Below are 19,627 nucleotides of genomic sequence, written 5' to 3' on the forward strand. Positions count from 1 at the left end.
GGGATCATGCTCCGCATAACCCTGCCGGGCAATGGCAGAGACGACAACGAAGAACGACCGCACAGCGCGATTGGGAACATCCCCCCGATAATGCTGGCAAACTCAGATGGCGATACCAGCCCGTCATGCTGAGAAAAGGCGAAAAACTCTAGCCCGGAGTGGCGGGAGGTTGGGTCGCAGAGCAGTCTTGATTGGAAATAAAGCCACTCATTTCGGAAGTTTTGGGGGCATGTGCTTTTTGTGAGGCTCTTTTTCGAGTGACTTTGCCACTATCTTTGAGTCTTAATTCTGGACGTTCGTGGTCTAATCGGTTCATCGAAGTATTCCCACGTCACTCTGGAAATTTACTGAAAGACGTTTAACACTAACACAAACTGGCACTCCCCACTAGACTCGACCTCCTAACCTTGCTAGATGCAGCCATCGCGTGGCCTCGGATTCGTTCTGGGGCCTCTTGATATTGTGAATTCGGGCACCTTCGGGGGCCTATAACATGGCCACCTTCGGGGGGCTAAACATCGGACGGGGCCCATTTGGTTACCGTCTGCTCAAAACGGAAGACAGAAAGAATGGCACTCAAGTCGTATAAGCCGACGACGCCTGGCCAACGTGGGTTGGTTCTGATCGACCGTTCGGAGCTTTGGAAAGGTCGCCCCGTCAAATCCCTTACTGAGGGTTTGTCGAAGTCGGGCGGTCGGAACAATACCGGACGGATCACATCACGCCGCCGAGGCGGCGGGGCGAAGCGTCTCTATCGTATCGTAGATTTCAAACGCAATAAGTTTGACGTATCCGCTACTGTAGAACGTATCGAATATGACCCGAACCGCACCGCGTTCATCGCGCTTGTGAAATATGAAGACGGCGAGCAAGCCTATATCCTTGCTCCTCAGCGTTTGGCTGTAGGCGACAAAGTGATCGCATCTGCAAAAGCCGACGTTAAGCCAGGCAACGCAATGCCGTTCTCCGGCATGCCAATTGGTACAATCGTCCACAACGTCGAGCTCAAGCCCGGCAAAGGTGGTCAGATTGCTCGTGCCGCAGGCACCTACGCCCAATTCGTTGGTCGCGATGGTGGCTACGCTCAGATCCGCCTTTCTTCGGGCGAACTGCGTATGGTCCGTCAGGAATGCATGGCCACCGTTGGTGCCGTGTCCAACCCCGACAACTCCAACCAGAACTTCGGTAAAGCTGGTCGTATCCGCCACAAAGGCGTGCGTCCATCGGTCCGTGGTGTTGTTATGAACCCGATCGATCACCCACACGGTGGTGGTGAGGGTCGTACGTCTGGTGGTCGTCACCCAGTGACACCATGGGGCAAGCCGACCAAAGGCGCAAAAACGCGCAATAAGAAAAAAGCGTCCAGCAAGCTTATCATCCGCTCGCGTCACGCTAAGAAGAAGGGTCGCTAAAATATGGCACGCTCTGTATGGAAAGGCCCATTTGTGGACTCTTATGTCCTCAAGAAGGCTGAAAAATCCCGCGAGTCGGGCCGCAACGAGGTCATCAAGATCTGGTCGCGCCGCTCCACAATCCTGCCGCAGTTTGTTGGTCTCACCTTTGGTGTTTACAACGGCCGCAAGCACATCCCCGTCAACGTCTCTGAGGACATGATCGGTCAGAAGTTCGGTGAGTATGCACCTACACGGACTTACTACGGTCACGCCGCAGACAAAAAAGCGAAACGGAAGTAAGCCATGAGCAAGGATAAGAATCCCCGCCGCGTGGCAGACAACGAAGCAATGGCGAAAACCCGCATGCTTCGCGTTTCCCCGCAAAAACTGAACCTCGTGGCTCAGATGATCCGTGGTAAGAAAGTGGACAAGGCCCTTACGGACCTCACTTTCTCCAACAAGCGCATCGCAGCAGACGTGAAGAAATGCCTTCAGTCGGCTATCGCTAACGCCGAAAACAACCACAACCTCGACGTCGATGAACTCATCGTTGCAGAGGCTTGGGTTGGTAAGAACCTGACCATGAAACGCGGTCGTCCGCGCGCTCGTGGCCGTTTCGGCAAGATCATGAAGCCGTTCGCTGAAATCACCATCAAGGTGCGTCAAGTTGAGGAGCAAAACTAATGGGTCATAAGGTCAACCCGATTGGCATGCGCCTCCAGGTCAACCGCACCTGGGACAGCCGCTGGTACGCCGATACCAAGGATTACGGTGATCTTCTTCTCGAAGACATCAAAATCCGCGCGTTCGTCAAAGAAGAATGCAAGCAAGCCGGCATTAGCCGTGTGATCATCGAACGTCCGCACAAAAAGTGCCGCGTCACGATCCACACTGCACGTCCCGGTGTCATCATTGGCAAGAAAGGCGCAGATATCGAAACCCTGCGCAAGAAAATCGCCACGATGACAGACAGCGAACTGCACCTCAACATCGTTGAAGTGCGCAAGCCCGAGCTGGACGCTGCCCTCGTTTCCGAGAGCATCGCACAGCAGCTTGAGCGTCGTGTGTCCTTCCGCCGCGCAATGAAACGTGCCGTACAAAACGCAATGCGCATGGGTGCCCTCGGTATCAAAGTGAACGTTGCGGGCCGTCTCGGTGGTGCTGAAATCGCGCGTACTGAATGGTACCGCGAAGGCCGCGTTCCGCTCCATACACTGCGTGCAGACATCGACTATGCACCGTATGAAGCAAAAACGGCTTACGGCATCATTGGTATTAAAACCTGGATCTTCAAAGGCGAGATTATGGAACACGACCCACAGGCTCGTGACCGTCGCGCAGAAGAAGCCCAAGCTGGTCCGGCGCCTCGCGGCGACCGCGGCCGTCGCTAAGGAGACCTGAGCCATGCTTCAGCCAAAGCGTACTAAATTCCGCAAAGCCCACAAAGGCCGTATCCACGGTGAGGCCAAAGGCGGTTCTGATCTGAACTTCGGCACGTACGGCCTCAAAGCCCTGCAGCCCGAGCGTGTAACTGCACGTCAGATCGAAGCTGCACGTCGTGCCATGACGCGTCACATGAAGCGTCAAGGCCGTGTTTGGATCCGCATCTTCCCAGACCTGCCCGTTACATCGAAACCCACCGAGGTTCGTATGGGTAAAGGTAAAGGTTCCGTGGATTATTGGGCATGTAAGGTCAAACCTGGCCGTGTCATGTTCGAAATCGACGGTGTATCGGACGACATCGCGCGCGAAGCTCTTCGCCTCGCTGCAATGAAGTTGCCGATCAAAACCCGCACTGTGGTTCGCGAAGACTGGTAAGGTCGCATAGCGCGCAAGCGTTTACGACCAACGTGCGCAGTTGCTTTTGTAAGCAAAAGCGACGAGAGCGCACCTAGGTCCAAAAGATAGAAAGCCCCGTCAGAAATGGCGGGGCTTTTTGCTGTTCGTATCCGAGGCGGACGCGCCCCCTTTTCGCACCTCAGATTTCCTGACAGGGTGGCTTCGATCCACGCAGATCGTCGTGGGATACAACACACCAAAAGGGAGACCTCTATGTCCGACGCCACCTATCACGTCGGCGAGCGCAATGACGCTTTGCCACAGCCAACACAGTTCAAGCCGAAACCGTTTAAAAAGGGCCGTCCGCCCGAGCCATTGGAGTTCGAGGTCGTCATGACCGCCGAGTCTACCGAGCGCCAAAAGAAAACAGGCGTTGTGCAGGTCAATATCCCGGGCTTCTCGCCTGTGCGTCTCTTTTGTGACGAGCAGACGCCCGTGGGTGACGACACCGCACCGCCGCCATTGGCCTTCATGTGCGCGGGGATCGGGTTTTGCCTGATGACGCACCTCACGGACATTTACACCGCCCGCGGGATCAAGATTAAGTCGATGAAGATCGAGCAAAAGGTCGGCTTTAAAACCAACCTGTCGACAATGCGCGACATGGGCCACACGACCGAAGGCTCCACCGAACACATCGAAACCCACGTCTTGATCGACAGCGATGAGCCCGAAGAGCGTATCCGTGATTTGATGGAAGAGGCGGAGAATTCCTGCATGGCCCACTTCGCCCTGCGCAACCCCATCCCATGGCGTTCACGCCTGCTGCACAACGGCAAGGAAGTGATGAGCCATAGCGGGTAGGGGGAAACGAAAACGCCCCCGCTGAGTGATTGGCGGGGGCAAAATTACGGTCGTGGATAGAACTCTGTTGCAATTATCAGCGCAGCCTTCCCAAATTTATGCGCCAATTCGCGTAAGTCAGATGACGTGACGGCTCCTTCGCTAGGCTCTGGGCCTGATAGGGTCTTAAAGACATCTCGATCATAAAAACGGAAGTCAAAAGACCCATCGGGTCGGGGCATCATGGGGGCGTGACAAAGAAGATTGCGCCAATAAATGTAGAAACAGTCTTTCGAACCATTCTCACCGATGAGCAAGGACGACAAAAATTCTTTGTCACTGTCAGAAATGCTCGACTCGGGAAGCTTTTCGTTTACGAGTTGAATGAGTTTTGGGAGCCCAAGTTCAGTATAGACGTGTCTAAACTCATGATGGTCGCTAAGAGTGAAACGCTGCCCATAATTAGCACCAGTGTTGCTAAAAACCACGCTAGCTCGCAAAGCGTTCTCTAGGCTTGCCGCTTGGGTTACAGCAAACCCAAGTGCCGCCAAGTCGCTTTCATTGTATAGCGACTTGGGGTCAGTCATTGTGGCCCCCTTTGAGCCGTGTAGTTCTCGATGTCATTCACTCTCCCCACCGATAGTTGAAACTCACCGACACCCGATCAAACTCGCTTTGGTTCATCACCACCTCGTGACGCAACCAGCTTTCCCAGAGCATCACGTCACCGACTTCGGGCTTCAGGTAGATGAAGTTCTGCATCTCGCGCCGTGCGTCTTTGAGGCGGGGTGGGGCGGCCATCATGCGTGAATGGCGCGGGTCTTCGAGGCGGAGCGCCGAGGCCCCTTCGGGCATCGCCACATAGGTCGTCCCCGAGATCACCGAATGCGGGTGGATGTGGGCCGAATGGTAGGCCCCTTCGGGCAGGATGTTGATCCACAGGTCTTCGAGCACGAGTTTGCGATCATCAAGGTTGAACTGCAAATCCTGCGCAAAGGCGGCGACGTGTTTGTCGAGGGCATCGACCATGTCCTTGAACACGGGAAAACGCCACGGCAGGTCGGTCAGCGAGGCGTAAGAGGTGTAGCCGGGATAGTTGTTGTCCTCGCACCACTGTTGGCCCGCCTCATCATCTTCAGCGATGGAATAGCAGCTGTTGACCAACTCCTCTTCGCTGATTTCGGCGCCAACCTCGTTGAGGCGGGCTTTGTAAAGACGGGTGACGAAAAGGGATTCAATATCGGCCATGTTGGTCTCCACGAAATGAGGGGGTGGCACGGGGGTGCCCTTTTGCCACATCGCATGTGGGCAGAAAAAGAGCAATCTCGGGATGAAATTTTCGTCTGAAGCCCCATGTATAATACAGATGAACAGGAGGCCATATTATGACCAACGAAACCACACTGAAGAACCTCAATACAGCACTTCAAATGGAGCTGACTGCCGCTCACCAATACCAGTTGCACGCCCATGTGCTTGACGACTGGGGGCTCGACAAACTGGCCGACCAGATGCGCGAGGAGTTTGCCGAGGAAACCGAACACTCGGACCTGTTCCTTGAGCGGATGTTCGAATTGGGCGGCGAGCCGGAAATGGCCTTTGCTGCTACGCCGAAAATCGCCAAGTCGCTGCAAGACATGTTTGCGAAGGATCTCAAGGACGAGAAAGAAGCCACTGCCTTTTACACCAAGGCCGCGAAAGCTGCCTATGAGGCGGGCGATCTCAAGTCGAAGAAATTGTTCGAGACCATCGCAATTGACGAAGTTGGCCACCAGAACTGGTTGGAATTGCAACTGAGCCTGATCGAGCGGATTGGCGAACAGAACTACGCGTCGAAATATGTCTCCGCCGGTGAGGCAGAAGAAGAATAAGGGCCAATCCCTTCGGGTTTAAAAGCCCGCGAGATCCCTGCGAAAGCCCCGTGCCCTGTGCGCGGGGTTTTTGCTGATAAAGATGTGATGTGGCACGCGGCGCGGGACGGGTTAAGGTGGAGCCATGAAATATATTGTCGCTTTCCTCCTTGCAGCCACCCCGCTCGCCGCGGACCCTCCCGTAATCGACGCGGTCGAGGTTGCCCGTTCGGGAGAGGCGTGGCGTTTCGACGTCACGCTGTCGCATCCTGATACGGGCTGGGATCACTATGCCGACGGTTGGCGGGTGTTGGCTCTGGACGGGACCGAGTTGGGCCACCGCGTCCTCACCCACCCACATGTCGATGAGCAACCCTTCACGCGCTCTTTATCGGGCGTGGAGATCCCTGACGGTGTGATCGAGGTGAAGATCGAGGCCCGCGATACGCAAGAAGGTTGGACGGGGACGTATTATCCCGTTCAACTGCCAAATTAACCCACGTTTGTACGGTTGTTGGCAATCTGGCCCTTGCCAGCATGGCCTTACCCCCTTATAGGAACGCATCGCGTAGATTCCCCGACAGGGGAGTCGTATGCGTTGACATAACCCACCGGGCTGAATGTCACCCCAAAAGGGGGCATTCCGGTGCCACTAGGAATTAAGGAGAGGCGAATATGAACGCCCAAGAGATGCGTGCCAAAACGCCGGACCAGCTCCGCGAAGAATTGGCAAACCTGAAGAAAGAATCCTTCAACCTGCGCTTTCAGCAGGCCACGGGTCAGCTCGAAAACACCGCTCAGATTCGCAAAGCACGCCGCGCGGCTGCTCTTGTGAAAACTATTCTGAACGAAAAAGCCGCAGCAGCGGCTGAATAAGGAGCGACACCTATGCCTAAGCGTATTCTTTCCGGGGTCGTAACCTCGAACCAAAACGAACAAACTGTAACCGTGTCCGTGGAGCGCCGCTTCAAGCACCCGGTTCTCAAAAAGACCATCCGTAAGTCCAAAAAGTACCGGGCTCACGACGAAACGAACCAGTTCAACGTTGGTGATACCGTCCGTATTCAGGAATGTGCGCCGAAGTCGAAAACCAAGCGCTGGGAAGTTATTGTCTGATCTGATCAGATAAGCTTCCTCCCAGCTTAATCGAAACCCTGGGGAACTTGGCCGCTGCAGGCCACCCCAAAGGTCGGGAGAAACTAAATGATCCAGATGCAGACCAATCTGGATGTAGCTGACAACAGCGGCGCTCGCCGTGTTCAGTGCATCAAGGTCCTCGGCGGTTCTCACCGTCGTTACGCGTCCGTGGGTGACATCATCGTCGTTTCGGTGAAAGAAGCCATTCCGCGCGGCCGTGTGAAAAAAGGGGACGTGCGTAAAGCCGTCGTCGTTCGCACCGCCAAAGAAGTTCGTCGTGATGACGGCACAGCGATCCGTTTTGATCGCAACGCTGCTGTGATCCTCAACAACAACAATGAGCCAATCGGTACACGTATCTTTGGGCCAGTTGTTCGTGAGCTTCGCGCGAAAAACTTTATGAAGATCATCTCGCTTGCTCCGGAGGTGCTGTAATGGCTGCTAAACTCCGTAAAGGCGATAAGGTCGTCGTACTTGCCGGTAAGGACAAGGGCAAACAGGGCGAAATTTCCTCTGTGATCCCCGCCAAAGGCAAAGCAATTGTGGAAGGCGTCAATGTCGCCATCCGTCACGCGAAACCGACACAAGGTGCAGATGGCGGCCGTCAGCCGGTAGCCATGCCCATCGACCTGTCCAACCTCGCACTTCTTGACAAAAACGGCAAAGCAACCCGCGTCGGTTTCAAAATTGAAAACGACAAAAAAGTACGCTTCGCCAAAACGACAGGGGACGTAATCTGATGCTCGACGCTGACACATACACCCCGCGTCTCAAGTCGCTCTACAAGGACACCATTCGTGCCGCACTCAAAGAAGAGTTCGGCTACAAAAACGACATGATGATCCCGCGTCTGGACAAAATCGTTCTCAACATCGGTTGCGGCGCTGAAGCCGTGCGTGATTCCAAAAAAGCGAAATCCGCTCAGGAAGATCTCACAGCGATCGCCGGCCAAAAGGCACTCACCACGACCGCCAAGAAATCCATCGCTGGTTTCCGCGTTCGCGAAGACATGCCTCTCGGCACGAAAGTCACCCTGCGTGGCGACCGTATGTATGAATTCCTCGATCGTCTGATCACGATTGCTATGCCTCGTATCCGCGACTTCCGCGGCGTATCGGGCAAATCCTTTGATGGCCGTGGCAACTACGCCATGGGGATCAAAGAGCATATCGTTTTCCCCGAAATCAACTTCGACAAAGTTGACGAAGTTTGGGGTATGGACGTTGTAATCGCCACGACGGCGAAAACCGACGCTGAAGCCAAGAGCCTGTTGACTGCGTTCAACATGCCCTTCAACAGCTAATCGCGCGAGGAGTTAGAGAACATGGCTAAGAAATCCATGATCGCACGTGAGCGTAAGCGCGAGAAGTTGGTGGCAAAATACGCCGCTAAACGCGCCGCTCTCAAAGAGATCATCTATGATCAAGAGAAGCCGATGGAAGAGCGTTTCCGCGCTTCTTTGAAGCTTGCAGACTTGCCGCGTAACAGCTCGGCTACACGTCTTCACAACCGCTGTCAGCTGACAGGTCGTCCTCACGCTTACTACCGTAAGCTCAAGGTCAGCCGTATCATGCTGCGGGAACTTGGCTCGAATGGCCAAATCCCCGGTATGGTGAAATCGAGCTGGTAAGGGAGAGATATTATGAACGATCCTATCGGCGATATGCTTACCCGCATCCGCAACTCTCAGATGCGCGGCAAATCCGTGGTCTCCACGCCAGCTTCCAAGCTGCGCGCATGGGTCCTCGATGTGCTGCTCGATGAGGGCTATATCCGCGGCTACGAAAGCGGCACTGATGTCAACGGTCACCCGACCCTCGAAATCAGCCTCAAATACTACGAAGGCACCCCTGTTATCCGTGAGCTGAAGCGTGTTTCTACGCCCGGCCGTCGCGTATACCTCGGTGTTAAAGACATCCCTACAGTCCGTCAGGGCCTCGGTGTGTCGATTGTCTCCACCCCTAAGGGTGTGATGTCGGACGCAAACGCTCGTGCCAACAATGTTGGCGGCGAAGTGCTTTGCACGGTCTTCTAAGGAGCGCGGAATGTCTCGTATTGGTAAAAAACCGGTCGACCTGCCCAGCGGCGTAACTGCCACTGTCTCCGGCCAGACCATCGAAGTTAAAGGTTCCAAAGGAACCCTTTCCTTCACCGCAACTGATGACGTCACCCTGACGCTCGGCGAAAACGCAATCACTGTCACACCTCGTGGCAATTCCAAGCGTGCTCGTCAGCAATGGGGCATGTCGCGCACAGTCATCGCCAACTTGGTGACTGGTGTGACTGAAGGCTTCAAAAAAGAACTCGAAATCAACGGTGTTGGTTATCGTGCACAGATGCAGGGCAACACCCTGAAACTGTCGCTCGGTTACTCGCACGAGGTCAATTTTGAGGTGCCTGACGGTGTAACCGTCACCGCCCCGAAACAGACTGAAATCGTTGTGGAAGGTGCTGACGCACAACTCGTCGGTCAAGTCGCGGCTAACATCCGCGAATGGCGTAAACCCGAGCCCTACAAAGGCAAAGGTATCAAATACAAAGACGAGTATATCTTCCGCAAAGAAGGTAAGAAGAAGTAAGGACGCTCAAAATGGCAAACAGCAAAAGAGACCTGTTCTTGAAGCGCCGCCTGCGCGTCCGGAACAAACTTCGCAAGGGCAATGTTGGCAAGCTCCGCTTGTCGATCCATCGCTCCAACAAGAACATCAGCGCTCAGCTGATCGACGACGTTCAGGGTGTAACCCTCGTTTCCGCATCGACTCTCGAAAAAGATCTCGGTGTCGTTGGGAAGAACAACGTCGAAGCTGCTGCCAAAGTTGGCGCAGCATTGGCAGAGCGTGCTACGAAAGCCGGCCACGAAGTATGTTACTTCGACCGCGGCGGTTTTCTCTTCCACGGTAAAGTGAAGGCCTTGGCCGAAGCTGCCCGTGAAGGTGGCTTGAAGTTCTAAGTACATGTGGGGGACGGGGTTCCGTCCCCCCGATGATCCAGGACGGGTACGTCTGACGTGCTCGTCACTGCGATTGAAAGTATGCGGCGCGAAATGCGCCACCTTAAAAGGATAGTTCTATGGCAGAACGTGATAACCGTCGTGGCCAACGCCGCGATCGTGACGAAACACCAGAATTTGCTGATCGCCTAGTCGCGATCAACCGCGTCTCCAAGACCGTGAAGGGTGGTAAGCGCTTTGGCTTCGCCGCACTCGTCGTTGTTGGCGACCAAAAAGGCCGTGTTGGCTTCGGTAAAGGTAAAGCGAAAGAGGTCCCTGAGGCCATTCGTAAAGCCACCGAGCAAGCCAAGCGCCAGATGATCCGCGTTGCTCTCAAAGAGGGCCGCACTTTGCACCACGACATGGAAGGTCGCCACGGCGCAGGCCGCGTTGTGATGCGTACCGCCCCACAGGGTACTGGTATCATCGCAGGTGGTCCAATGCGTGCCGTCTTCGAAATGCTCGGCATTCAGGACGTTGTTGCAAAATCCACCGGGTCTCAGAACCCCTACAACATGATCCGCGCTACGCTGGACGGTCTCCGCAAAGAGGCATCCCCGCGTTCCGTGGCTCAGCGTCGTGGCAAAAAAGTTGCTGAAATCCTCCGCAAGGATGACGCACCTGTTGCTGACGTTGCTGAAACCGCAGAAGCGTAAGGAGTCGGACACATGGCTAAAACTATCGTTGTAAAACAGATCGGTTCTCCGATCCGTCGCCCCGCTAAACAGCGTGCGACACTTGTTGGCCTCGGCCTCAACAAAATGCACAAAACCCGCGAATTGGAAGATACACCTTCCGTCCGTGGCATGGTGGAATCAATTCCGCACCTCGTTGAGATCATCGAAGAGCGCGGCTAAGCCCATCTGCATTTAGACTTTAAAGACGCCCCGTGGTTTTGCCACGGGGCGTTTTGCATTGTGCAACACCCCATATTGCGCCTTCTTTTTCGTGCATTTGCTTAAAAAACAGAATGTTTTCAAACTGCGCAGATTTTGTGCAGAAATTGCATATCGGCTAGACCCAAATAGGGGGAAGTCAAACGCCACGCATATCACTAGATGGACGCCATACACGCAATTTCGCGTGACACACATCAACATAAGGACCGCTCACAATGGCGTTTATTTCCTCCTCACGGGCCGTTGAGTTCGGCCAATCCCCAGCTCGCGTTCTTCTTGATTCTATCGTGGCTCCGCTGCGTCGTTGGTCAGCTTACCGCAAAACCTACCGCGCGTTGGCGAGCCTCGACGACCAGATGCTCGATGACATCGGTCTGAACCGTGGTCAGATCGAACCCCTGTCGCGCAAGCTCGCTACGGGTCTCTGATCAGCTTCAATCTACAGTCACGTCGACGAACAGAACGCCTCACCCTTGCGGGTGGGGCGTTTTCGTTTGCCTGCCGCTCTCACTTCGTTTTGATTTGCCTCACCGCCGTTGCGCCCTAACTGTTGTGAATAACATTCAGGGAGATCTACAATGACGCACACACGCCGTTCGTTCCTCACTCACGCTGCCGCAGCGGGTGGGGTGATCACAGTTCTGCCCTTCGCCGCACGGGCCGATCATCACATGGCCGACAGTTTTGCCGAAGGGGCCGTGACCGTTCATCCCGTCCATCACGCCTCATTCGTCATGCAGACCGCCGCAGGGGTAATCTACGTTGATCCTGTGGGTGATCCTGCCGAATATGCCGATCTACCCGCTGCCGATTTGATCCTCGTGACCCACGAGCATGGCGACCACTACAACGCCGACACGCTTGCCGCGCTCAAGGGCTCTGCTCAACTGATCACAAACCCCGCCGTGTTCGACATGCTGCCCGAGGGCCTCAAAGACGGTACGATGGCGATGGCCAATGGCGAGAGCCACACGTGGAACGGCCTGACCATTGACGCGATTCCCGCCCATAACATCACCGAGGAGCGGATGAATTTCCACCCCGAAGGCCGTGACAACGGCTATGTCCTCAGCCTCGACGGGTTCCGCACTTACATCTCGGGCGATACCGAGCCAACCCCCGAGATGTTGGCGCTCACCGACATTGATCTATGCTTCTTGTGCATGAATCTGCCGTTCACAATGACCGCGGAACAAGCCGCCGAGGCCGTTGCAACCTTCAAGCCGACCTACGTCTACCCCTACCACTACAATGGACGCGATGGCGGCACCCAAGACCCCGCTCACTTCGCGGAGCTTGTCGGCACGGCTTCCGAGGTCAAGTTTGCCCATTGGTATAAAGACGGTGAACTGGGTTAGGACACGCCACACTATCAATTCGTTTCATTCGACAAGCGCCCGCTCTTCGTCCCAAGCGGGCGCTTTCCATTTGCCCACCGACGCTTCGACATGCCTCTAGGAATCATGACATGCCCCTCTTTCTTCTGACGCTCCTCACAATGGTGGCCTTTGCCGCAAATTCGATTCTCAACCGCGTCGGACTTTCGGGCGGAGACATCGGTCCAGCGGGATTTGCACTCATCCGCCTCGCCTCGGGCGCGCTTGTTCTGTTGGCGCTCTTGTGGCGAGAAGGCGACAGGGCACGCCACCGTCCCAAGCCTGATGTCATCGCCGTGGTGGCGCTGACCGCCTATATCGTCGGTTTCTCCTTCGCCTATGTGTCGCTTGATGCAGGGGTGGGGGCGCTGTTGCTGTTCGGCGGTGTGCAGATCACCATGTTCTTCGGCGCATTCCTCGCGGGGCAACGTATTGCCGCGCGGCGTTGGGTCGGCATGGTGATCTCGCTTGGTGGGCTTTGCGTCCTCGTCTGGCCAACAGGCGCAATCCATATGCCTCTTGGCGCGGTGGGGCTGATGCTCGCGGCGGCTCTGGGGTGGGGGATCTATTCCCTCGTTGGAACTCGCCAGTCGGACCCGCTTCGGGCGACGGCATGGAATTTCGCCTATGCCCTGCCGCTCGCGGCGATCCTGTGCCTTGCCTTTGTCGGTGGCGAATCTTTTGGGGCGCGGGGCGTGATCATCGCCATCGTCTCCGGCGGGCTGACATCGGGCTTGGGCTATGCGCTGTGGTATCGCTTGCTGCCGCACCTTGGCGCGACCACTGCGGCACTGGCGCAACTCTCGGTGCCCATCATTGCTCTTGGCGCGGGAATCGTTCTGCTCGATGAACCGCTCACGGCACGCGCGGTCCTTGCCTGCGCCTTGGTCTGCGGCGGAATTGCCTTTGCCTTGATAACAACTGCGTCAGCTACACGTGACTAGCGGTTCTCCGTGAGGTGCGACAATTCGCGCGAGAGGCACCGACGATCTGAGATCATGGCAAGAGGTAGTCCTGTCGAGGGAAGGGCGAGGGTCAAGCCACTTGCCAATACACCCCCTGCCGTTTATACGCCCCAAGCGGACAAAGGTCCGTTGAGAATCAATATTTGTAAGCCGTGTTTGCCCACTCCGTCGCTGGAGGGCAGTTCCGGCATAGGAGAAGCGACATGAAACTACATGAATTGCGTGACAACGCAGGCGCCACCAAACCTCGCAAACGCGTTGGCCGTGGTCCAGGTTCCGGCACCGGTAAAATGGGTGGCCGTGGTATCAAAGGTCAAAAATCCCGTTCGGGTGTTGCGATTGCAGGCTACGAAGGCGGGCAAATGCCCCTCTACCAACGCCTTCCAAAGCGTGGCTTCAACAAACCAAACCGCAAAAAGTTCGCTGTTGTGAACCTCGGCCTGATCGAGAAGTTCGTGACAGAAGGCAAACTCGACGCCAAAGCAGAGATCAACGAAGATGTTCTCGTCGCATCCGGCCTCGTGCGCCGCAAGCTTGACGGCATCCGCGTTCTCGCAAAAGGCGACGTTAAATCCAAGCTGACGCTCAACGTCACAGGTGCTTCCGCATCTGCTATTGCAGCTGTTGAAAAGGCGGGCGGAACGCTCACCGTAGCAGCCAAGGCCGAAGCGGCAGCCGAATAAGGGTTGTGGTGAGGGGCCTCGCCCCTTACATCAGCTTGTAAGTTTTCCAAGCGCCGCCTGTCGGGAAACCGATAAGGCGGCGCTGTTCGTGAATAGAGAGACCTAAATGGCATCCGCAGCAGAACAGATGGCGTCGAACCTCAACTGGGGCACCCTCGGGAAAGCCAAAGAGCTTCGTCAGCGTATAGTATTCACCCTCGGTCTGTTGATCGTCTATCGCCTCGGCACGTATATTCCCGTGCCCGGCATCGACGGCAACGCACTTCGTGAGTTTATGGAACAGGCTTCCGCAGGTATCGGCGGCATCTTGTCGATGTTCACCGGTGGGGCATTGGGGCGGATGGGCATCTTTGCGCTCGGCATCATGCCGTATATCTCCGCATCGATCATCGTGCAGCTCCTGACGGCGATGGTTCCCTCCCTTGAGCAACTCAAGAAAGAGGGCGATTCAGGTCGCAAAAAGATCAACCAATACACACGCTACGGCACCGTGCTGTTGGCTCTGTTCCAAGCCTACGGCCTTGCTGCCTCGCTTGAAGCGGGCGATCTGGCCCATGAAGCGGGTTGGTATTTCCGTGCAGGCGTGATCATCACACTCGTTGGCGGCACCATGTTCCTGATGTGGCTCGGTGAGCAAATCACCCAACGCGGCATCGGCAATGGTATCTCTCTCATCATCTTCGTCGGCATCGTCGCCGAGGTGCCCGGTGCGCTGGCGCAGTTCTTCGCCTCGGGCCGTTCGGGTGCGATTTCGCCCGCCATCATCCTCTTTGTGATCGTGATGGTCGTGGCCGTGATTGCCTTCGTGGTGTTCATGGAGCGCTCTCTGCGCAAGGTGCATATCCAGTATCCGCGCCGTCAGCAGGGCATGAAAGTCTACGACGCCCAGTCGAGCCACCTGCCGATCAAGGTGAACCCCGCAGGTGTGATCCCCGCGATCTTCGCCTCCTCTCTTCTGCTGTTGCCAACCACGATCGCGACCTTCTCGGGTCAAAACGACCTCGGTCCCGTGATGTCCACGCTTCTGGCCTACTTCGGCCCCGGGCAACCGCTTTACTTCTTGTTCTTCACGGCGATGATCGTCTTCTTCGCCTATTTCTACACGGCCAACGTCGCGTTCAAGACCGACGATATCGCGCAGAACCTGAAGAACCAAAACGGCTTCATTCCGGGCATCCGTCCGGGGAAGAAAACCGAAGAGCACCTCGACTATATCGTCGCCCGTGTTCTCGTTCTTGGCTCTGCTTATCTCGCAGCCGTCTGTCTGCTGCCTGAAATTCTGCGGTCCCAGTTCGCGATCCCCTTCTACTTCGGGGGGACTTCGGTTCTGATCGTTGTGTCTGTTACGATGGATACGATTCAGCAAATCCAGTCTCATCTGCTGGCCCACCAGTATGAGGGGCTGATCGAAAAGTCGCAGCTGCGCGGGAGGAAGCGCAGCAAAAGAGGGACCGCTAGACGATGAATATTATTCTGCTTGGACCACCCGGCGCAGGCAAAGGGACGCAAGCGCAACGCCTCGTGGAGGAGCGTGGCATGGTGCAGCTTTCAACGGGCGATATGCTCCGCGCTGCACGCACATCCGGCACCGATATGGGCAAAAAAGTCGCCGCGATCATGGATGCAGGGCAACTTGTGACCGACGAGATCGTGATCGGCTTGATCGAAGAGAAAATCCGCGAAGGTAACGCCGCTGGCTTTATCTTTGACGGCTTTCCACGCACCCTCGCTCAGGCCGACGCGCTCAACGACCTGCTGTCACGTAACGGGGTTAAACTCGACGTCGTGATCCAGTTGGAAGTTGATGACGAGGCTCTGGTGGATCGTATTGTCAATCGCGCCAAAGAGGCCGTCGCCGCAGGTGGCCAAGCCCGCGCAGATGACAATGAGGAAAGCCTCAAGGTGCGCCTCATGGAATATTACAAGAAAACATCTCCCCTCATCGGCTACTACCACGCCCGCGGGGATTTGCGTTCGGTTGACGGTCTGCAAGACGTCGATGCCGTCGCAGCCGCCATCGCCAAGGCTTTGGCGTAAACGGGAATTGTTGGCGGACCTCTTGACGGTCCGCCAAAACCTCCGTATGGCACATCATCCCTAACGGGATTAAAGATTCGCAAACGGGTCGCTCCCGTCGCGATGATCATAGAATTCAGCTGACGCCCGCAGGTAAAGACACCCGCGGGTTTGACGTTGTGAAAAAAGGTTCTGGACTTACGGAACCGCAACGAAAAGGAAATACCACGTGGCACGTATCGCCGGCGTAAACATCCCGACTGCAAAGCGGGTTCCAATCGCCCTCACTTACATCACCGGTATCGGCAACACTTCTGCTGAAGCCATCTGCGAAGCCGTAGGCATCGACCGCGCTCGTCGCGTTAACGAATTGTCTGACGCCGAAGTTCTCGCTATCCGCGAGCACATCGACGCCAACTACACCGTTGAAGGTGACTTGCGCCGTGAAGTTCAGATGAACATCAAGCGCCTGATGGATCTCGGCTGCTACCGTGGCCTGCGTCACCGTCGCAATCTCCCCGTACGCGGTCAGCGTACACACACCAACGCTCGCACTCGCAAAGGTCCTGCAAAGGCCATTGCTGGTAAGAAGAAATAAGGGAGATCTGATCAATGGCACGCGATACTCGCCGTACGACCAAGAAAAAGGTCTCCAAGAACATCGCCTCCGGCGTTGCTCACGTGAATTCGACCTTCAACAACACCAAAATCCTGATCTCCGACGTGCAGGGCAACGCGATCGCTTGGTCGTCTGCTGGCACCATGGGCTTCAAAGGCTCGCGAAAATCCACACCTTACGCCGCTCAGATGGCTGCGGAAGATGCGGGTAAAAAAGCGCAGGATCACGGCGTTAAAACACTCGAAGTCGAAGTGCAGGGCGCAGGCTCTGGTCGTGAGTCCGCATTGCGCGCACTCGCCGCTGTCGGCTTCAACATCACGTCCATTCGCGACGTGACCCCGATTGCACACAACGGCTGCCGCCCACCAAAGCGTCGCCGCGTGTAATCACCGCGAACTATTTATGGATCGCGCACCATTCTGTGCGCGGTCCGTTTTTGCGTTTTTAGATCCCTCGGGACGTTTCTCGCTTACGGACATGGGCAAGAAACAAGCATGGAGGCTACTGCATGATCCACAAGAATTGGGCCGAGCTCATCAAACCCCAGCAACTTGAAGTGAAACCTGGCAACGAGCCAGCACGTCAAGCGACCATCATCGCCGAACCGCTCGAGCGCGGCTTTGGCCTGACGTTGGGCAACGCATTGCGCCGCGTTCTGATGTCGTCGCTGCAAGGTGCGGCGATCACTTCCGTTCAGATCGACAACGTTCTGCATGAGTTTTCCTCCATCGCCGGCGTCCGCGAAGATGTCACCGATGTTATCCTCAACCTCAAAGGCGTTGCTCTGCGCATGGAAGTCGAAGGGCCAAAGCGTCTTTCCATCTCCGCAAAGGGCCCTCTTGTTGTCACCGCTGGTGACATCTCCGAGAGCGCAGGTATTGAGGTTCTCAACAAAGACCACGTGCTTTGTCACCTCGACGATGGTGCCGATCTGTTCATGGAACTGACCGTCAACACCGGCAAAGGTTACGTCGCAGCGGATAAGAACAAACCCGAGGATGCGCCAATCGGCCTCATCCCCGTGGACGCGATCTTCTCCCCCGTGAAAAAAGTGTCCTATGACGTGCAACCGACCCGCGAAGGTCAGGTTCTCGACTATGACAAACTCACGCTGAAAGTCGAAACCGATGGCTCTGTGACCCCAGAGGACGCCGTGGCTTTTGCTGCGCGCATTCTTCAGGATCAACTCGGCATCTTCGTCAACTTTGACGAGCCAGAAGCTGCTGGTCGTCAGGAAGAAGACGACGGTCTCGAATTCAACCCGCTGCTTCTCAAGAAAGTGGACGAGTTGGAATTGTCTGTCCGTTCGGCAAACTGCCTCAAGAACGACAACATCGTCTACATCGGCGATCTCATTCAGAAGACCGAAGCAGAAATGCTGCGCACGCCGAACTTCGGTCGCAAGTCTCTCAACGAGATCAAGGAAGTGCTCTCGGGCATGGGTCTGCACCTCGGCATGGACGTCGAAGAGTGGCCACCAGAGAACATCGAAGATCTGGCCAAAAAGTTCGAAGACCAGTTCTAAAGATTTTTCGGCCTCGAAGCAGTGTTTCGGGGCCGAATTCGACCGCAGAATTGTTTGAAATTCGGGTCACAAAGTCTTGCAAGAGGTGAAGGGGACTGCCTTGAAGTCTTGCAAGTTTTGAACAAACGGGTCGCAATCTTGTGAAAGTGGCTCCAAGGAGAACCGGTGACACGCATCGCTGGTCAGACAAAGTATAACGACGATTTAGGAGATACCAAATGCGTCACGCAAAAGGCTACCGCCGCCTCAACCGTACCCACGAGCACCGCAAGGCGCTCTTCGCCAACATGTCCGGCTCGCTCATCGAGCACGAGCAGATCAAAACCACGCTGCCTAAAGCCAAAGAGCTTAAGCGCATCATGGACAAGCTGATCACTCTGGGCAAACGTGGCGATCTTCACGCCCGCCGTCAGGCTGCTGCTGTGCTCAAGCAGGACAAAGATGTTGCGAAACTCTTTGAAGTGCTTGGCCCACGCTACGCAGAGCGCAAAGGTGGTTACACCCGCGTTCTCAAAGCAGGCTTCCGCTACGGTGACATGGCGCCTATGGCCATCATCGAATTGGTTGACCGCGATCCCGCTGCAAAAGGCGCTGCTGACAAAGCCCGCCTTGCCGCTGAGGAAGCTGAATACGCTGAAGAAGATTAATCTTTTTGCGAACGGCACAATTAGAAAGCCTCGCCATTTTGGCGGGGCTTTTTCGTTACGTCGCAAAGGTGTCTGCGCAATTTGCGCCTTGATTTCCATGGCGGACAACGTCATTTTAGACAGACCGTTTGCCTAAAAGTTTAGGTTTTGTGTGCCGTTACCTCCCCCCTTTTTCAGGGAAGTTTCGGCCTACGTCTAAACGGCCAAGACATGAACGCCTCTGTGCCCCTATGGCGTTATGTGTTTGATGATCAAGAATTCGTCATAGTTGTGTAAATTAAGGTAGAGTCAGATGAGTAGCCCCTCAGAGATGACGCGTCTTCTTTCGAAGTTGGGCGCTCTTAGTCCATCGGGATATTCTGCGGCTCTTCATATCCGCTATGCCGCTCCCTTGTTGCTCGACGTCACCTTTCCGGGCGATTGGATCAAACATTACACGGCCAATGCTTTTGCGCTTCGTGACCCGATGATTGCATGGGGATTGAGCTGCGAGGGAACAACGCGATGGAGCGAAGCGGGCATGCCCGATCCGTTCAACATCATGGGGCAGGCTGCTGACTATAGCCTCAAGTATGGCGTGTCCGTGTCCTGTGGCGAAGTGCGCTCACGTTCGATTGTTGCCTCCGCGCGCTCCGATCGTGAATTCACTGATGCTGAAATCAAGAGCATCGCCAAAATTGCACGTATTCTTCATCAGGTTTCCGAACCCAGACAACAGCTTACCCCAGCCCAAGTCCAAGCGCTGCGCTGCATCGCGTCCGGGGATCGCTACGCCGCCGCTGCCGCTAAACTTGGCATTTCCGAGAGTGCGCTCAAGGCGCGGTTGGTCTCTGCCCGAGAACGCCTTATGGCCCGCACGACCTCGGAAGCCATTCAAAAAGCCAAAGATATTAATCTTCTGTAAT

General features: G+C 55.6%; 32 protein-coding genes. 30 read left to right on the forward strand and 2 right to left on the reverse strand.

The features are described 5' to 3' along the window. The first annotated feature begins 569 nt into the window (after nt 1–569). The 6 genes from rplB to ACN0TS_RS13105 all read left to right on the forward strand — a co-directional run bounded on the left by rplB (nt 570) and on the right by ACN0TS_RS13105 (nt 4,037). Nucleotides 570–1,412 (forward strand): 50S ribosomal protein L2, encoded by an 843-nt coding sequence (gene rplB / locus ACN0TS_RS13080; RefSeq protein WP_417259807.1) that lies wholly within the window; start codon nt 570–572, stop codon nt 1,410–1,412. A gap of 3 nt (nt 1,413–1,415) precedes the next feature. Further along, nucleotides 1,416–1,694, forward strand: coding sequence for a 30S ribosomal protein S19 (rpsS, locus tag ACN0TS_RS13085; RefSeq protein WP_417243621.1), 279 nt, complete (start codon nt 1,416–1,418; stop codon nt 1,692–1,694). A gap of 3 nt (nt 1,695–1,697) precedes the next feature. After that, nucleotides 1,698–2,078 carry a 50S ribosomal protein L22 gene (gene rplV, locus ACN0TS_RS13090; protein WP_417243620.1) on the forward strand — a complete coding sequence of 127 codons (381 nt, stop codon included), beginning with the start codon at nt 1,698–1,700 and terminating at the stop codon, nt 2,076–2,078. After that, the gene (gene rpsC / locus ACN0TS_RS13095) at nt 2,078–2,785 is read left to right on the forward strand and encodes a 30S ribosomal protein S3 (protein WP_417259808.1); all 708 of its coding nucleotides are present in this window, start codon (nt 2,078–2,080) and stop codon (nt 2,783–2,785) included. The genes rplV and rpsC overlap by 1 nt, the downstream gene beginning before the upstream one ends. 13 nt (nt 2,786–2,798) lie before the next feature. After that, nucleotides 2,799–3,212 carry a 50S ribosomal protein L16 gene (gene rplP / locus ACN0TS_RS13100; RefSeq protein WP_417259809.1) on the forward strand — a complete coding sequence of 138 codons (414 nt, stop codon included), beginning with the start codon at nt 2,799–2,801 and terminating at the stop codon, nt 3,210–3,212. Nucleotides 3,213–3,446: 234 nt separating this feature from the next. Then, nucleotides 3,447–4,037 carry an OsmC-related (seleno)protein gene (locus tag ACN0TS_RS13105; protein ID WP_417259810.1) on the forward strand — a complete coding sequence of 197 codons (591 nt, stop codon included), beginning with the start codon at nt 3,447–3,449 and terminating at the stop codon, nt 4,035–4,037. Nucleotides 4,038–4,081: 44 nt separating this feature from the next. Here the strand turns inward: ACN0TS_RS13105 and ACN0TS_RS13110 are convergent, their stop codons facing one another. Both ACN0TS_RS13110 and ACN0TS_RS13115 read right to left on the reverse strand, forming a co-directional pair. Further along, nucleotides 4,082–4,603: a hypothetical protein gene (locus ACN0TS_RS13110; protein WP_417259811.1), complete on the reverse strand. Its 522-nt coding sequence runs from the start codon at nt 4,601–4,603 to the stop codon at nt 4,082–4,084. Between the two features lie 37 nt (nt 4,604–4,640). Then, nucleotides 4,641–5,264, reverse strand: coding sequence for a TIGR02466 family protein (locus tag ACN0TS_RS13115; protein ID WP_417259812.1), 624 nt, complete (start codon nt 5,262–5,264; stop codon nt 4,641–4,643). A gap of 137 nt (nt 5,265–5,401) precedes the next feature. On the opposite strand from ACN0TS_RS13115, the gene ACN0TS_RS13120 reads away from it, so the two are divergent. The 24 genes from ACN0TS_RS13120 (at nt 5,402) to ACN0TS_RS13235 (ending at nt 19,626) form a co-directional block, all read left to right on the forward strand. Next, nucleotides 5,402–5,887 carry a bacterioferritin gene (locus ACN0TS_RS13120; RefSeq protein WP_417259813.1) on the forward strand — a complete coding sequence of 162 codons (486 nt, stop codon included), beginning with the start codon at nt 5,402–5,404 and terminating at the stop codon, nt 5,885–5,887. 124 nt (nt 5,888–6,011) lie between these two features. After that, the gene (locus ACN0TS_RS13125; protein ID WP_417259814.1) at nt 6,012–6,362 is read left to right on the forward strand and encodes a hypothetical protein; all 351 of its coding nucleotides are present in this window, start codon (nt 6,012–6,014) and stop codon (nt 6,360–6,362) included. Nucleotides 6,363–6,541: 179 nt separating this feature from the next. Then, nucleotides 6,542–6,742 (forward strand): 50S ribosomal protein L29, encoded by a 201-nt coding sequence (gene rpmC / locus ACN0TS_RS13130; protein WP_417259815.1) that lies wholly within the window; start codon nt 6,542–6,544, stop codon nt 6,740–6,742. Nucleotides 6,743–6,754: 12 nt separating this feature from the next. Continuing rightward, nucleotides 6,755–6,982, forward strand: a complete 228-nt coding sequence (rpsQ, locus tag ACN0TS_RS13135; RefSeq protein WP_417259816.1) for a 30S ribosomal protein S17 — start codon at nt 6,755–6,757, stop codon at nt 6,980–6,982. 87 nt (nt 6,983–7,069) lie between these two features. Further along, nucleotides 7,070–7,438 carry a 50S ribosomal protein L14 gene (gene rplN / locus ACN0TS_RS13140; RefSeq protein WP_092764388.1) on the forward strand — a complete coding sequence of 123 codons (369 nt, stop codon included), beginning with the start codon at nt 7,070–7,072 and terminating at the stop codon, nt 7,436–7,438. After that, on the forward strand, nt 7,438–7,743 hold the full coding sequence (gene rplX, locus ACN0TS_RS13145) for a 50S ribosomal protein L24 (protein ID WP_417259817.1): 306 nt from the start codon (nt 7,438–7,440) through the stop codon (nt 7,741–7,743). The genes rplN and rplX overlap by 1 nt, the downstream gene beginning before the upstream one ends. Then, nucleotides 7,743–8,306: a 50S ribosomal protein L5 gene (gene rplE, locus ACN0TS_RS13150; RefSeq protein ID WP_417259818.1), complete on the forward strand. Its 564-nt coding sequence runs from the start codon at nt 7,743–7,745 to the stop codon at nt 8,304–8,306. Before rplX ends, rplE begins: the two co-directional genes overlap by 1 nt. 21 nt (nt 8,307–8,327) lie before the next feature. Then, nucleotides 8,328–8,633, forward strand: coding sequence for a 30S ribosomal protein S14 (gene rpsN, locus ACN0TS_RS13155; RefSeq protein ID WP_417259819.1), 306 nt, complete (start codon nt 8,328–8,330; stop codon nt 8,631–8,633). A gap of 12 nt (nt 8,634–8,645) precedes the next feature. Then, on the forward strand, nt 8,646–9,038 hold the full coding sequence (gene rpsH, locus ACN0TS_RS13160) for a 30S ribosomal protein S8 (protein ID WP_417259820.1): 393 nt from the start codon (nt 8,646–8,648) through the stop codon (nt 9,036–9,038). A 10-nt stretch (nt 9,039–9,048) separates the two neighbouring features. After that, on the forward strand, nt 9,049–9,582 hold the full coding sequence (rplF, locus tag ACN0TS_RS13165; RefSeq protein ID WP_417259821.1) for a 50S ribosomal protein L6: 534 nt from the start codon (nt 9,049–9,051) through the stop codon (nt 9,580–9,582). 11 nt (nt 9,583–9,593) lie between these two features. Next, on the forward strand, nt 9,594–9,953 hold the full coding sequence (gene rplR / locus ACN0TS_RS13170) for a 50S ribosomal protein L18 (protein WP_417259822.1): 360 nt from the start codon (nt 9,594–9,596) through the stop codon (nt 9,951–9,953). Between the two features lie 119 nt (nt 9,954–10,072). Then, nucleotides 10,073–10,648: a 30S ribosomal protein S5 gene (gene rpsE, locus ACN0TS_RS13175; protein WP_417259823.1), complete on the forward strand. Its 576-nt coding sequence runs from the start codon at nt 10,073–10,075 to the stop codon at nt 10,646–10,648. Between the two features lie 12 nt (nt 10,649–10,660). Beyond that, complete coding sequence (gene rpmD / locus ACN0TS_RS13180) at nt 10,661–10,849, forward strand: 50S ribosomal protein L30 (RefSeq protein ID WP_086450752.1); 189 nt, start codon at nt 10,661–10,663, stop codon at nt 10,847–10,849. A gap of 257 nt (nt 10,850–11,106) precedes the next feature. After that, the gene (locus ACN0TS_RS13185) at nt 11,107–11,319 is read left to right on the forward strand and encodes a DUF1127 domain-containing protein (RefSeq protein ID WP_417259824.1); all 213 of its coding nucleotides are present in this window, start codon (nt 11,107–11,109) and stop codon (nt 11,317–11,319) included. Between the two features lie 150 nt (nt 11,320–11,469). Further along, entirely contained in the window at nt 11,470–12,249 is a 780-nt protein-coding gene (locus ACN0TS_RS13190) for an MBL fold metallo-hydrolase (protein WP_417259825.1), read from the forward strand. Between the two features lie 110 nt (nt 12,250–12,359). Beyond that, nucleotides 12,360–13,211, forward strand: a complete 852-nt coding sequence (locus tag ACN0TS_RS13195) for a DMT family transporter (RefSeq protein WP_417259826.1) — start codon at nt 12,360–12,362, stop codon at nt 13,209–13,211. Nucleotides 13,212–13,435: 224 nt separating this feature from the next. Continuing rightward, the gene (gene rplO, locus ACN0TS_RS13200) at nt 13,436–13,915 is read left to right on the forward strand and encodes a 50S ribosomal protein L15 (RefSeq protein WP_417259827.1); all 480 of its coding nucleotides are present in this window, start codon (nt 13,436–13,438) and stop codon (nt 13,913–13,915) included. Nucleotides 13,916–14,021: 106 nt separating this feature from the next. Then, a complete protein-coding gene (secY, locus tag ACN0TS_RS13205) occupies nt 14,022–15,380 on the forward strand; it encodes a preprotein translocase subunit SecY (protein ID WP_417259828.1) in 1,359 nt (452 codons plus the stop codon). Beyond that, nucleotides 15,377–15,952, forward strand: a complete 576-nt coding sequence (locus ACN0TS_RS13210; RefSeq protein WP_417259829.1) for an adenylate kinase — start codon at nt 15,377–15,379, stop codon at nt 15,950–15,952. The genes secY and ACN0TS_RS13210 overlap by 4 nt, the downstream gene beginning before the upstream one ends. Before the next feature lie 208 nt (nt 15,953–16,160). Further along, nucleotides 16,161–16,529 carry a 30S ribosomal protein S13 gene (gene rpsM / locus ACN0TS_RS13215; RefSeq protein WP_417259830.1) on the forward strand — a complete coding sequence of 123 codons (369 nt, stop codon included), beginning with the start codon at nt 16,161–16,163 and terminating at the stop codon, nt 16,527–16,529. Between the two features lie 14 nt (nt 16,530–16,543). Beyond that, complete coding sequence (gene rpsK / locus ACN0TS_RS13220) at nt 16,544–16,936, forward strand: 30S ribosomal protein S11 (RefSeq protein WP_417259831.1); 393 nt, start codon at nt 16,544–16,546, stop codon at nt 16,934–16,936. Between the two features lie 122 nt (nt 16,937–17,058). Beyond that, nucleotides 17,059–18,075, forward strand: a complete 1,017-nt coding sequence (locus ACN0TS_RS13225) for a DNA-directed RNA polymerase subunit alpha (RefSeq protein ID WP_417259832.1) — start codon at nt 17,059–17,061, stop codon at nt 18,073–18,075. A gap of 218 nt (nt 18,076–18,293) precedes the next feature. Beyond that, on the forward strand, nt 18,294–18,722 hold the full coding sequence (gene rplQ, locus ACN0TS_RS13230) for a 50S ribosomal protein L17 (protein WP_417259833.1): 429 nt from the start codon (nt 18,294–18,296) through the stop codon (nt 18,720–18,722). A gap of 292 nt (nt 18,723–19,014) precedes the next feature. Next, nucleotides 19,015–19,626, forward strand: coding sequence for a helix-turn-helix transcriptional regulator (locus tag ACN0TS_RS13235; RefSeq protein ID WP_417259834.1), 612 nt, complete (start codon nt 19,015–19,017; stop codon nt 19,624–19,626). Nucleotide 19,627: the final 1 nt, after the last annotated feature.

It is taken from the genome of Celeribacter sp., from assembly GCF_048266405.1.
GTDB lineage: Bacteria > Pseudomonadota > Alphaproteobacteria > Rhodobacterales > Rhodobacteraceae > Celeribacter.

Coding starts and splice junctions, on each gene's coding strand:
- rplB (WP_417259807.1), top strand. CDS start 570: ATGGCACTCAAGTCGTATAAGCCGACGACGCCTGGCCAACGTGGGTTG.
- rpsS (WP_417243621.1), top strand. CDS start 1,416: ATGGCACGCTCTGTATGGAAAGGCCCATTTGTGGACTCTTATGTCCTC.
- rplV (WP_417243620.1), top strand. CDS start 1,698: ATGAGCAAGGATAAGAATCCCCGCCGCGTGGCAGACAACGAAGCAATG.
- rpsC (WP_417259808.1), top strand. CDS start 2,078: ATGGGTCATAAGGTCAACCCGATTGGCATGCGCCTCCAGGTCAACCGC.
- rplP (WP_417259809.1), top strand. CDS start 2,799: ATGCTTCAGCCAAAGCGTACTAAATTCCGCAAAGCCCACAAAGGCCGT.
- ACN0TS_RS13105 (WP_417259810.1), top strand. CDS start 3,447: ATGTCCGACGCCACCTATCACGTCGGCGAGCGCAATGACGCTTTGCCA.
- ACN0TS_RS13110 (WP_417259811.1), bottom strand. CDS start 4,603: ATGACTGACCCCAAGTCGCTATACAATGAAAGCGACTTGGCGGCACTT.
- ACN0TS_RS13115 (WP_417259812.1), bottom strand. CDS start 5,264: ATGGCCGATATTGAATCCCTTTTCGTCACCCGTCTTTACAAAGCCCGC.
- ACN0TS_RS13120 (WP_417259813.1), top strand. CDS start 5,402: ATGACCAACGAAACCACACTGAAGAACCTCAATACAGCACTTCAAATG.
- ACN0TS_RS13125 (WP_417259814.1), top strand. CDS start 6,012: ATGAAATATATTGTCGCTTTCCTCCTTGCAGCCACCCCGCTCGCCGCG.
- rpmC (WP_417259815.1), top strand. CDS start 6,542: ATGAACGCCCAAGAGATGCGTGCCAAAACGCCGGACCAGCTCCGCGAA.
- rpsQ (WP_417259816.1), top strand. CDS start 6,755: ATGCCTAAGCGTATTCTTTCCGGGGTCGTAACCTCGAACCAAAACGAA.
- rplN (WP_092764388.1), top strand. CDS start 7,070: ATGATCCAGATGCAGACCAATCTGGATGTAGCTGACAACAGCGGCGCT.
- rplX (WP_417259817.1), top strand. CDS start 7,438: ATGGCTGCTAAACTCCGTAAAGGCGATAAGGTCGTCGTACTTGCCGGT.
- rplE (WP_417259818.1), top strand. CDS start 7,743: ATGCTCGACGCTGACACATACACCCCGCGTCTCAAGTCGCTCTACAAG.
- rpsN (WP_417259819.1), top strand. CDS start 8,328: ATGGCTAAGAAATCCATGATCGCACGTGAGCGTAAGCGCGAGAAGTTG.
- rpsH (WP_417259820.1), top strand. CDS start 8,646: ATGAACGATCCTATCGGCGATATGCTTACCCGCATCCGCAACTCTCAG.
- rplF (WP_417259821.1), top strand. CDS start 9,049: ATGTCTCGTATTGGTAAAAAACCGGTCGACCTGCCCAGCGGCGTAACT.
- rplR (WP_417259822.1), top strand. CDS start 9,594: ATGGCAAACAGCAAAAGAGACCTGTTCTTGAAGCGCCGCCTGCGCGTC.
- rpsE (WP_417259823.1), top strand. CDS start 10,073: ATGGCAGAACGTGATAACCGTCGTGGCCAACGCCGCGATCGTGACGAA.
- rpmD (WP_086450752.1), top strand. CDS start 10,661: ATGGCTAAAACTATCGTTGTAAAACAGATCGGTTCTCCGATCCGTCGC.
- ACN0TS_RS13185 (WP_417259824.1), top strand. CDS start 11,107: ATGGCGTTTATTTCCTCCTCACGGGCCGTTGAGTTCGGCCAATCCCCA.
- ACN0TS_RS13190 (WP_417259825.1), top strand. CDS start 11,470: ATGACGCACACACGCCGTTCGTTCCTCACTCACGCTGCCGCAGCGGGT.
- ACN0TS_RS13195 (WP_417259826.1), top strand. CDS start 12,360: ATGCCCCTCTTTCTTCTGACGCTCCTCACAATGGTGGCCTTTGCCGCA.
- rplO (WP_417259827.1), top strand. CDS start 13,436: ATGAAACTACATGAATTGCGTGACAACGCAGGCGCCACCAAACCTCGC.
- secY (WP_417259828.1), top strand. CDS start 14,022: ATGGCATCCGCAGCAGAACAGATGGCGTCGAACCTCAACTGGGGCACC.
- ACN0TS_RS13210 (WP_417259829.1), top strand. CDS start 15,377: ATGAATATTATTCTGCTTGGACCACCCGGCGCAGGCAAAGGGACGCAA.
- rpsK (WP_417259831.1), top strand. CDS start 16,544: ATGGCACGCGATACTCGCCGTACGACCAAGAAAAAGGTCTCCAAGAAC.
- ACN0TS_RS13225 (WP_417259832.1), top strand. CDS start 17,059: ATGATCCACAAGAATTGGGCCGAGCTCATCAAACCCCAGCAACTTGAA.
- rplQ (WP_417259833.1), top strand. CDS start 18,294: ATGCGTCACGCAAAAGGCTACCGCCGCCTCAACCGTACCCACGAGCAC.
- ACN0TS_RS13235 (WP_417259834.1), top strand. CDS start 19,015: ATGAGTAGCCCCTCAGAGATGACGCGTCTTCTTTCGAAGTTGGGCGCT.